The following is an 11443-nucleotide window of genomic DNA, read 5'->3' on the forward strand; positions in this document are numbered from 1 at the left end:
TACACTATCTTTGAATCCGATTTACCCGTTTAACCCAAAATAAACTGCAAACCATGAAAAAAACACTGCTCCTGCTGGCCGCCCTGACCTTGTCGCCGGCCCTTTATGCGCAGGACTACCATGTCGTACTCTGGGACAACGCGACGGCGCCCACCTCCAACGGCCTGACGGGCGAGGAGCTCCAGCCCAAACCCGGCCAGTGGTCCAACACCCAGAAAGCCGAAATGTGGATCTACAAGGCAGGCGACAACGCCACGGGACAGGCGCTGGTATTCTTCCCCGGCGGCGGCTACTCGACGCTTTCGGTCGGCAACGGCCACAAGGAGGCCAAGTGGTTCGCCGAAAACGGCGTCACGGCCGCCGTGGTGAAATACCGTCTGCCCAACGGTCACAGCGAAGTTCCGCGCAACGACGCCGACGAGGCGCTGCGCGTCATGCGCGAAATGGCCGCTGAGCTGAACATAGACCCGGCGAAAGTAGGGGTGTCGGGCACCTCGGCGGGCGGCTATCTCGCCGGCAGCGTGGGTACGCTTTCGGAAGTGAAGCCCGATTTCATGATCCTCTACTACCCGGTGATTTCGGCCGACGCCGACAAACGCCACAAGGGGACGTTCGTGCAGCTGCTCGGCGCCGACGATGCCGACAAACCCGTCGCGCAGGAGTTCTCGCTCGAAAAGAAAGTCGATGCCCGGACCCCGCCGACGCTGCTGTTCCACTGCGACGACGACAAGGTGGTGCCTGCCGTGAACAGCGCGCTTTTCTACCAGAAGCTCAAGGAACACGGCGTCAAGGCTACGCTCCACATCTATCCGTCGGGCGGCCACGGCTGGGGCATGAACCCGAAGTTCCGCTATTACGGAGACTGGCAGAAAGCCACGCTCGACTGGCTCTCGACGCTGTAACGCAGTTGCAAAAACATGAAAAGCCCCGCCGGAAAGCGGGGCTTTTTGTATGCGGTTTGCTCCGGATGCCGGCGGCGGGGCAGCATCCGGCTGCAACCCCGACCGGCGATGCGGCGGAGCGACGTTATTTCTGGCGGAAGATCACCTCGCAGTGTTCGCCCGTCATGTACTCGACGATGTTGAGCACCTCTTCGAGCGAGTTCGAACGCTGGTAGTTGAACGCATAGCGCTTGTCGCCGTAACGGCCCGGCACCGAAATCCGCACGCCGTAGGTCGTTTCGATATGCGAGATGATTTCATGCAGGGTGGCGTTGGCCATCGTCACCAGATCGTATTGCGAAAGCACGAGGTGCGAAGCGTTCACGTGCGAGATTTCGAGGTTGTCGGCCGCCGCGTCGTACAGCGCGCGCTGGTCGGGCTGCAAGGTGACCAAATTGACGCCTTCTGGGGTTTGCAGGCGCACCGAGCCGTGTTCGAGGACCACTTCGGCCTGCCCGGAGTTCTCGTAGGCCTGCACGCAGAAGGCCGTGCCGAGCACCCGGACCCGCAGGTCGTCGGTAGCCACGGTGAACGGCGCCGCTTCGTCCCGCGCGACTTCGAAGAAGGCCGCGCCGGCAAGTTTCACGTTGCGCTCGGTCGGACTGAAAGCCTTGGGCAGTATCAGCCGGGTGCGGGCGTTGAGCCATACCTGCGTGCCGTCGTCGAGGGTGACGGTCGTCACGGTTTCGGTATTGTTCTCATAGACCCGGTAAATGTCGGGACCTGCGAGGAAATGCCATGCGAATCCCGCACACACCACCAACAGCACGGCCGCTGCGGCGCTCATCGACCAGCGCAGCAGACCGCGGCGGCGACGGGCGCGCTCCTCGCCGGCGATTTTCGCGATCCGGGCGTCGGTACTGCGCATGAAGGCCGCGAACCGGCCGAGGTCGGCGCTTTCGGCGAAGACGTTGCGGGCGTTCCAGATACTTTTGAGTTCGAAGAAGTATTTCCGGTGCTCCTCCGACTCCTCCAGCCACGCCATGAGGAACTGCTCCTCCCGATCGCTGGTCTCCCCCGCAAAGTATTTATTGATGACTGCATCCATTATAAGCGTATCTTCCATTTTGGTTTTGCTACTTACTATACAATCCTCAGGGTGAATCTACCCAAAGGACTGCGAATTATTACAGAGGAAAATGAAAAACAGGAGCATCAGCAGTTCCGATTTCGACAATTTCGACCGCAGGGCCTTCAGCGCGAGGTAGATGTGGTTCTCGACCGTACTCTGCGCAATGCCGAGCCGTTCGCTGATTTCGCGGTGCGAAAATCCCTGCAGGTAGCTCAGCGTGAAGACCTCGCGGCACTTTTCGGGCAGGGCGGCCACCGCCGCGTCGATGCCGGCGCGCAGGTCCTGCGAATAGATCTTTTCGATGATGGGATTGTTGTCGGGATCGTAGTAGGCGTATCCGATGCTCTCGATCCGCTCCTGATGGTAGGAGCGGTAGTTGCCCGCATGGCGGTTTTTGTTCACGTAATTGACCGACTGGTTGTAGACCGAGCGCAGCAGGTAGCCGTAGAGCGACTGCCGGGGATCGAGCGTCTCGCGCCGAATCCAGACGTTTACGAAAACGTCCTGCACGATGTCCTGCGCCCAGTTTCCCTTCAGGAAGAGACGGGCGTAAGCCATCAGCGGCGCGTAATAACGGCCGCACATCTCGTCGAAAGCCTCGCGGCTTCCGTCGCGGATCGCCGCCGTGAGCCGGGCGTTGTCTGTCGGAATGGATTCCATGTCTACAAAGATACATAAATCTTGCGTATTCGCCACTCCGCACCCGGTTTTTTCACCCTCCTGCAACAAAACGACGGCGCCGGAACACATCGCTGTATTTCGGCGCCGAAGCAGTCAGAGAATGCAAGGCGTCAGTTCTTGACGACCGATATCTCGTCGATGTAATAACGGCTTTTCTTGGCGCCTACGCTGGTGAACATCAGCTTGTCGGTAGGCAGCAGCCCCTCGATCGCGACGCTGTGCGATTTCCACGCCAGCTCGCTCCCGGCATCGCCGACCGCGATCGTGTCGCCGACCTTGACTTTCGTTCCGTCGCCGTGGACCACATACAGCTCCATCGACTCGAACTGGTCGCGGCACCAGCCCGCCTTGAAGACAACGGCAGGGGCGGTGGTCGAAGCCGCGGTCCAGACGTTTACGGCGGTCTTGAAGGTCACCGTGACATTCGCCGCCGCAGTGAGTCCGCTCATGGCGGGCGTCTGGATATAGCTCTGGTTCGCGTTGTCGCCGCCGAGACGGAAACTGCCGCAGAAGGCATTGTGAACCCCGTTGCCCGTAACCAGCGCACCGGTTTCCCAGCCGTCGTCCTTGAAGAACATCAACCGGTAGGGATCGCCGTAGGTGCCGCTGCCGGCATTCATGGCGCCGCCGCCTGCCGACCAGTCGGTGTAGGTGAACTCGGTCAGCATGGTCGACAGCCCGGCCTCGCTGGTCACCTTCTTGGCCGATTTGACGCCGACGGCGGTCATGACGGCGTCGCCGCCCATAAAGCGGTCGAAGTCTTCATAGAACACTTCGCCGGCAGGGGCCGTGCGGCGCGCTACGGTGCCCGTAATGTCGTTCGACCACGCCGAATCGGAATCTGCGGCGCCGGCCTTCACCCTGAGCCTGTAGCTTGCCGAGGGTGACAGGGCGGCCGAAGCCCACTCCGTGCCTACATAGTTGAAGGCGAAGCGCAGGGGGATGCTTCCGTATCCCGAAGCTTTCGACCAGTCATAGGTGAACCGGGCGCTGCGGGAGGGATCGCCCTCCTCCTCGATGGCCACCGTATATTGCGAGACGTCTCCCGCCTGCTCCCATTCGAGGATGATGCTCGACGTGGTTACGGCGGCTATCCTGACGTAAAGCGTCTTCGACTGCAGCGTCGCCGCATCGGAGTTGTCCGCGGCAAGCGCGGCGAGCGCCACGACCGAGAAGTCGTGCGAAGTGCCCGCCGTCAGCCCGGTCGCCGTGAAGGCGTTGTCCGTCACGGTCTGCGGCGTGCCGTTATCGACCGTCACGCTGTATCCCGTGGCGCCGGAAACGGCGTCCCATGTCAGCGCCACGGTCGAGAATCCGGGTTCGGCCTTCAGGTTGGCGGGTGCGTCGAGCTTGCCCTGCGAAGCTTCGGCGGTGGTTGCCGAAGCCTTGGCCGACCAGTCGGAGTCGGTGGCCGTGCGGCCGGCTACGGCCTTGACCTTGGCGTTGTATTTGGTTTCGGGCGTCAGCTTGTCGAGCGTGCAGGCCGTGCCGTCGATCTTTTCGACCAGCGCGGCTTTGCTTTCGTCGGTGCCGTCGGCCCAGCAGGCGACCGTATAGGATGCCGCGCCGCTCACGGCGTCCCATTTGAGCGTCAGCTTGTCGGGCTGAACGGCTTCGGCGTCGAATTTCACGTTCGCCGGGGCCGCGAGCTGCTCAAGATGCGTTTCGCCCTCGCAGGTGACGACGATGTCGTCGAGCAGGAAGCGCGTCTTGTTGGCGCCGGCCTGCGCCGGATTCGAGGAGAAGGCGATGCGCGACGCCGGGGTGAGTCCTTCGAGCGTCACGGTGTAGGTTTCGAACCTGCCCACGGCGGACGAGATGTCGACCGTTTTCGACACGAAGGCGGTGCCTTTCTTGCTCACGACGTTGTTCGAGCCGAATTCCGCCCCTTCGACGGCTTCGACGATGATGTCGCTGCCGTAGACGTTTTCGCCTTCGGCATAGGCGCTGGCCGAGAAGCTGACCTTGACGGTCGTGTTCGCGGGCAGGGCCGTCAGCTGGGGCGTGTAGAGGATGCCGATGCCGCCGCTTCCGCCGCCGCACTTGATGTAGCCCGGACGGGTGGAGGTGTTGCCCGACGAACCCCAGCCCTTCATGCCGAGCGCTTCGACGTATTCGGCCGACGTGCCGCCCGTGTGGATGTGGAACTCGGTCGCCCAGTTGCAGAGGGGACGGTCGCCGTCCGCCTGCGGATTCACGCCCTCGGCCTTCTCCCACGTCTTGCGGAAGTCGGTGCCCGAAACGGCGTTGTAACCGGCCGCCGAATTCACGATGTCGCCGCCGTGGATGAAGGCGGAGAAATCCTGCGCCAGCACGATGTCACCGGCCTTCGCGGGGGTGTTCGCAGCGGCTTTCGGGCCGGCTTGGGCCGTGGTTCCGGCCACGACGGGAGTCTGGATATCGGCAAAACTCAGGTTGGTGATCCGGGCGTAATAGGTCGTTTCGGGATCGAGCCCTGAGAAGGTGTAGCGCACGACGGGGTAGCCGGCCAGCGCGGTGAAGATGCCTTTGCCCGACGAGAGTTTGCCGTCGGCGAGCCAGCTGACGTAGAGATCGGTGCAGGCTTCGTCGCGGAAAAGCTCGACATTGTAGCTGCGCGCGGCGTCGGTCGCCTTGTCGTCGGTGTAGGACCACTCGAAGGTCAGCGTCGAACCGCTCGCCGCATGGAGTTTCAGCTGCGGATCGAGGTCGAGGATGCCCACCGAAGCCATCAGCATGGCCGGTTTGTCGTGCTCGGTGACGTACACCCAGTCCGAAGTGGCGGAGTAGGGGTAGTTGGCCCGCACGCGGCCGTAATAGATCCGGTCGGTCGGCAGGTCGGTGAATTCATGGTAGTCGATGTCGGCGGTGGTCATGCAGAGCGCTTCGCTGACGGGGTTCATGTCGCCGTCCACGAGCTGCACTGTGTATGATGTCGCGCCGCGGACGAAGTCCCAGCAGATAGTGAGCGACTTGTTGCCGTATTCGAGCAGTTTCACGTTTTTCGGGGTCTTCGACTTGTAGGCGTCCGAAATCTCCACGCCGTCGTCCTTGCAGGCCGTGAGCGAAACCGCGGCCGAGAACGAGAACAGGGCGAACAGAATGTATATGATGCTTTTTTTCATGGTTGTTGTCCGGTTTTAATATACGAGCTTGATGTCGTCCACATACCAGCGGCCCGCCTTCACCGTCGATCCGGAGAACCAGCTGTCGGCCGTGGAGATGAAGAGCGACGGATTGGCCAGCGATCCGGGGTTGGGGATGACGGCCGACACTTCGACCCACGTGTAGGCCGGGATGTCGAGCGAGACGTAGCTCTTGGTCGAAGCGACGATCTTGCTGAGCGTGCCTTTCGAAATCCAGAAGCCGTCGTTCTTCTCGCAGATGCCGACCATGCCCTGATCGGGCGCGGCGGCCCAGATGCCGACCTTGAATGTCAGCAGCATGTCGTAGCCCGCGGGAATGTTCAGCACCGGAGAGATGATGTTGCCGGGCTGTCCGTCGGCATTGTCGCCTGCCGCTCCGAACTGCATGTAGCCGGGGCACATGTAGTTGAGGTAACCCGTCCAGCCCTCCATGCCGATGGCGCGGTAGAACGAGGGATTGCCGTTGCGTACGGTCGAGGTGATGCCGCCGATGCTGGCGTTGGTGCCCGCCGTGACGCTCACCGTCTCGTTGTCGAGGCTGAGGTTGGCGACGGTCTTGTCCGCCGAGGTCACGCCGGCTTTCTGGCCGATGCAGTCGCCGCCCCACGGAAATTTGTTGAAGTTCTGGACCAGCAGCGGCGTCTCTTCGCCCGCTTGGTCGAATCCGGCGCGGACGATGGTCGAAATCTCGCCGAAGTCCGTTTCGACGCCCGCGGCGTCGGTGACTTTCAGCGCGAAGGTCACGATGCCCTGTTTGGTCGCGGTGCCCGTGAGGGGTATCGCGATGAAGCCGTTGCCCGGCGAGGAGATCGAATAGCTGCCTGCGGCCGCCGTCAGCCCGTTGCCGCCCGTCTGGGTCACCGAAACGGTGTATTTCTCCGTGCCGACGGCCTTGATGTAGGGGATGCGGAGGCTGGCTTCGGATTCGGCGTTCAGTTTCAGCAGGCCCGACACGCCGAACCGCTGTCCGTTGTCGAAGGGCTTCCATTCGAAGATGCCGTTCTCCTGTTTGATGGCGATGGCGACGTTCTCCTCGCCGCAGCCGTGCAGGTAGATGGTCGCCGTGCGTTCGTCCGAGACGTTCTGGTCGCAGGTGACCGTGATTTTCTGATAGGTGTCGGGACTCCCTTTTCCCGACAACCGGTCCACGTGCACCCAGCCGTAGGCGCCGGTCCACTCCCGGCTGTCGGGCACATCGCTGATATACCAGTCGCCCGTGGCGCGAATCGTAAACGTATTGCTCGACTCGACGTACGAGAAACTCATCTCGCGCAGGTTGCGTTTGAGGAACCCGCTGTCGTCGTCGCTGCATGCAGTCAGACCGCCGATCCCCGCCAGCGCGAGAATTATCGTCAGTTTGTGAAAAAATTTCATAATGCTTGATCGTTAGTTTTGTTTTAAACCGATAAAAAAATCAGAAACCGACTCCGGGGCCTGCCGGACGTCAATTTCCTACGCGGTTTCTAACGATATCGAATGACTTGCACGACAAATATAGCGAATTTTCCGGACTTCCAAATAAAAACGGCAAAAATTTCACGACCTTCCCGCGCGAAAGTAAAATATTGATAAACATAGGTGTGAATATTTAAATTACAAAACGATAAAAAAAGGGTTTTCGTTTGGGTAGTTTCCTGCGGTCGCTTGTATCTAATGCAAACCGGACCCGAAAAGTCCGGCCGCCAACCGAACCGACAGCAACTGAAACACGCAATATTAACTGAAAACAACCTAAAAAACGACCCAAGCGATGCCTACCTAATCAATCACAATCGGCACTACACGGTTTTTATCGGACGACGGATGACTTGCAAGGTTCCGCAGACCGTATGAAAACGAACACGCTCAGGCCCGTCCCGCAGACGGCGCCGGGATTTCATTTTGCACCGGCCGCAGGAAGTAACCATAATTAACCGAATTGAAACTATGAAGAATTTATTCCATAAAGGACTCTGTCTGGTCATGGCGCTCTGCTGCATAGCATTTAAGGGTTATGCGGGAGGAGGAACGCTTCCCGACGCCCAAGGGCACGACCTGAAGCTGTCCTATTCCCGAACGACGCTCAAAACCGTTGCCGACGCGATCACGCAGCAGGTGGGCATCGTATTCTCCTATGAAATCGCACTGGCCGATTATCCGATGGAGAACCTCTACGTTACGGAACAGGGGGCCGCGCTCGACGCCATCCTCAAAACGGTATTCACGCCCCGCGGCATCGATTACCGCGTGGTGGACAAGGTCGTGGTGCTGACGCGCAGCGCGCATCCCGCACAAACCGTCAAGGCCGCTCCGGCCAAGGCGCAGGTGACGGGCGTGGTGCGGGACGCCGCAGGCAACCCGATGATCGGCGTGACGGTCACCGTCAAAGGCACGCTGGTCGGCGTCTCCACGGGCGTGGACGGCAGCTACACCATTCCGGCGGACAAGGATGCGATGCTGCTCTTCTCGTACATCGGCTACCGCAATCAGGAAGAGCCGGTGGGGCAGCGCACCCAGATCGACGTCACGATGCAGGAGGATCAGTTGGTGATGGACGAAGTGGTCGTCGTGGGTTACGGTACGCTCAAGAAGCGCAACATCGTGGGCGCCGTCGAGAATCTGGCGGGCGACGCGGTGGAGAACCGTCCGAACGCCGACATCACCCGTTCGCTTCAGGGCCAGATTCCGGGTCTGAACATCGTGCAGACCGACGGTAAGGCCGCCCACGGAGGTCAGGTGACCATTCGCGGCGTGAACAACAGCTTCAAGGCCCGCGTCAACGACGGGCAGAAGGAGAACAAACTCGGACAGGGCGGCAGCGCGCTGGTGCTCATCGACGGCGCCGAGGGCGACATGAGCTCGGTGAATCCCGACGACATCGCCTCGATCTCGGTGCTCAAGGATGCTTCGTCGGCAGCCGTTTACGGCGCCCGCGGCGCATTCGGCGTAATCCTTATCACGACCAAGAATCCCGAAAAAGGCAAGGTGCGCGTGAATTACAACGGTTCGGTGTCGCTGCACCGCCGCACGGTGATCTGGGAGGACAACGTGGTGACCGACCCCGTGCAGTGGGTCGAGGCGTTCCGCGAATCGTATCTCAACTCGTCGCCGACGGCCACCGTCCCGTCGCTGTTCAACAACTACATGCCTTATTCGAACGCATGGTTCGAAGAGCTGAAACGACGCCGCGCCGATCCGACGATGGACAACTACAGCATCGACGCCAACGGCAACTACAGCTATTACGGCGAGACGAACTGGCTCAAGGAGATTTACAAGTCGGTGAACTACTCGACCACGCACGCCGTCAGCATTCAGGGCGGCCGCGAGGGCGTGAGCTACTACGTTTCGGGACGCTATTACAATCAGGACGGCATCTACAAGGTGGGCGAGGAGACCTACAAGAAGTACAACCTGCGCGCCAAAGGCTCGATCCGCATCCGCCCGTGGCTGACGCTCGACAACAACACCAGTCTGATGAGCAGCAAATACCATCAGCCGATGATGCACTACGGCCAGCAGATGATCTCGCGTCAGATCGACATGTTCGCCTTTCCGTTCGCGCTGCTGAAGAACCCCGACGGCACATGGACGCAGACCGCCGCCAAGAGCGGATACGCGGCCTTCGCCGAGGGCACTTCGTGGCAGGAGGACAACCGGCTTGAGGTGGCCAACACCACGACGTTCAACTTCGAATTCGTCCCTGAGGTGTTCAAAGTCTCGGCCGACGTGACCTACAAGGGCGCACGCTGGACGCGCGACCGCATGGAGAACCTCTACACCTACTATACGGGCGTGAACGTTTCGGGACAGGACAACAGCTACTCGTCGCTCGAAAACTGGAACTACATTTCGAACTACATCTCGACCAACATCGTCGGCACCCTCACCCCCAAACTGGGACGGGACCACGACCTGAACGTCGTGGCCGGATGGAACCTCGAAGATTACGACTACCGCGCGCAGAAGACCTACCGGCAGGGCAACCTCTATCCCTCGAAGCCCAGCTTCACGCTGATGGACGGCGAGTATTACTCGACCACGTCGGGCGGTTACACGTGGGGGCTGGTCGGCTTCTTCGGACGTATCAACTACGCCTACGCGGGCCGCTATCTGGTCGAGCTGAGCGCACGCTACGACGGTTCGTCGAAATTCCCGGCCAACTCGCAGTGGGGATTCTTCCCCTCGGCATCGGTGGGCTGGCGCCTCTCGGAGGAGCCGTGGCTCAAACCGCACGTGGAGGGATGGCTCGACAACTTCAAGATCCGCGCGAGCATCGGTTCACTCGGCAACGCCAACATCGACCCCTATCAGTACCTCGAAACGATGACGGCCACCAACAGCGCCTCGATCGCCAAGTCGTCGGTCATCATCAACGGTCAGAACGTGCCTTACACGTCGGTTCCCGACCTGATTCCCGACGACATCACGTGGGAGAAGGTGACCACCTACAACATCGGTCTGGACCTCGACCTGTTCAACAACCGGCTCTCGTTCACGGGCGACTACTACCGCCGCAACACCACCGACCTCTACACCGTCGGTCCCAACCTCCCGCAGGTGCTGGGCAGCGCGGCGCCCTACGGCAACTACGCCAGCCTGAAGACCAAGGGCTGGGAGGTCAGCCTCGGCTGGCGCGATTCGTTCAAACTGGGCGGCAAGCCCTTCAACTACAGCCTCCGGGCCATGCTCTGGGACAGCCGCAGCTGGATTACGGACTACTACAACGAGACCGGCGACCTGACCACCTACTACAAGGGCATGGAGATCGGCGAGATCTGGGGCTTCCGCACCGCGGGCATCTACGCCAGCAACGCCGAGGCGCTCAACGGCCCGGCCTATAACTTCTTCAAGAACGGCGAGATGTTCCGCGCCTACGCCGGTGACCTGCGGTTCGTCGACGTGGACGGCGACGGCATCATGACCAAAGGCAACCGCACGCTGTCGAACCACGGCGACATGGAGATCATCGGCAACCAGTCGCCCCGCTACCAGTACAGCATCAACATGTCGCTGAACTGGAACGGCATCGGCCTTTCGATGCTCTGGCAGGGCGTGGGCAAGCGCGACTGGTATCCGTGGACCGAATCGGGCTTCTTCTGGGGCAAGTGGAACCGCGCCTACAACTCGCTGATGAAGACGCAGACGGGCGACAGGGTAGTGAAGATCGACAAGAGCACCGACAACTGGCGCGTGACGAACATGGACAAGAATCCCTACTGGACGCGCATGGTATCGCTCGCCGCCAACCGCAACGACGGTCCGCTGACGTGGGAGAACGACCACTACCTGCAGGACGCCTCGTACATCCGTCTGAAAAACATCACGGTCGATTACACCTTCCCCAAGCACATCTGCAAGAAACTGCGCATCGAAGGGCTGAAGATCTACGTGTCGGGCGAAAACCTCTTCACGCACTCGCCGATGTTCAAGTATACGGACATGTTCGACCCCGAAGTAATCACCAGCGGCGACTCCGACTTCGCAAGCACCCAGAAATCGGGACTCGGCGGCACGGGTAACGGCTACTCCTATCCGATGCTCAAGACCGTGACGCTGGGCGTAAACGTAACATTTTAACCGACTGCAACCATGAAAAAAATCCTATTATACACGCTGATGACCGTGGCGGCCGCAGGAATGAC

General features: G+C 60.6%; 6 protein-coding genes. 2 read left to right on the forward strand and 4 right to left on the reverse strand.

Annotated elements, in window-relative coordinates:
• Window positions 1-53 precede the first annotated feature (53 nt).
• Entirely contained in the window at window positions 54-902 is an 849-nt protein-coding gene (locus tag ACESTR_RS11440) for an alpha/beta hydrolase (RefSeq protein WP_227042722.1), read from the forward strand.
• Window positions 903-1026: 124 nt separating this feature from the next.
• On the opposite strand, the gene ACESTR_RS11445 is transcribed toward ACESTR_RS11440, so the two are convergent.
• From ACESTR_RS11445 to ACESTR_RS11460, 4 genes are all read right to left on the reverse strand, one after another.
• A complete protein-coding gene (locus ACESTR_RS11445; RefSeq protein ID WP_009596628.1) occupies window positions 1027-2007 on the reverse strand; it encodes a FecR family protein in 981 nt (326 codons plus the stop codon).
• Between the two features lie 39 nt (window positions 2008-2046).
• On the reverse strand, window positions 2047-2673 hold the full coding sequence (locus ACESTR_RS11450) for an RNA polymerase sigma-70 factor (RefSeq protein WP_014776446.1): 627 nt from the start codon (window positions 2671-2673) through the stop codon (window positions 2047-2049).
• A gap of 131 nt (window positions 2674-2804) precedes the next feature.
• Window positions 2805-5798, reverse strand: coding sequence for a fibronectin type III domain-containing protein (locus ACESTR_RS11455; RefSeq protein ID WP_373179301.1), 2994 nt, complete (start codon window positions 5796-5798; stop codon window positions 2805-2807).
• A 15-nt stretch (window positions 5799-5813) separates the two neighbouring features.
• Window positions 5814-7193, reverse strand: a complete 1380-nt coding sequence (locus ACESTR_RS11460) for a BACON domain-containing protein (protein ID WP_130062740.1) — start codon at window positions 7191-7193, stop codon at window positions 5814-5816.
• Window positions 7194-7745: 552 nt separating this feature from the next.
• On the opposite strand from ACESTR_RS11460, the gene ACESTR_RS11465 reads away from it, so the two are divergent.
• Window positions 7746-11378 (forward strand): SusC/RagA family TonB-linked outer membrane protein, encoded by a 3633-nt coding sequence (locus ACESTR_RS11465; protein ID WP_130062741.1) that lies wholly within the window; start codon window positions 7746-7748, stop codon window positions 11376-11378.
• The last annotated feature ends 65 nt before the right edge of the window (window positions 11379-11443 follow it).

Source organism: Alistipes sp. DJF_B185 (assembly GCF_964250025.1).
Classification (GTDB): domain Bacteria; phylum Bacteroidota; class Bacteroidia; order Bacteroidales; family Rikenellaceae; genus Alistipes; species Alistipes finegoldii.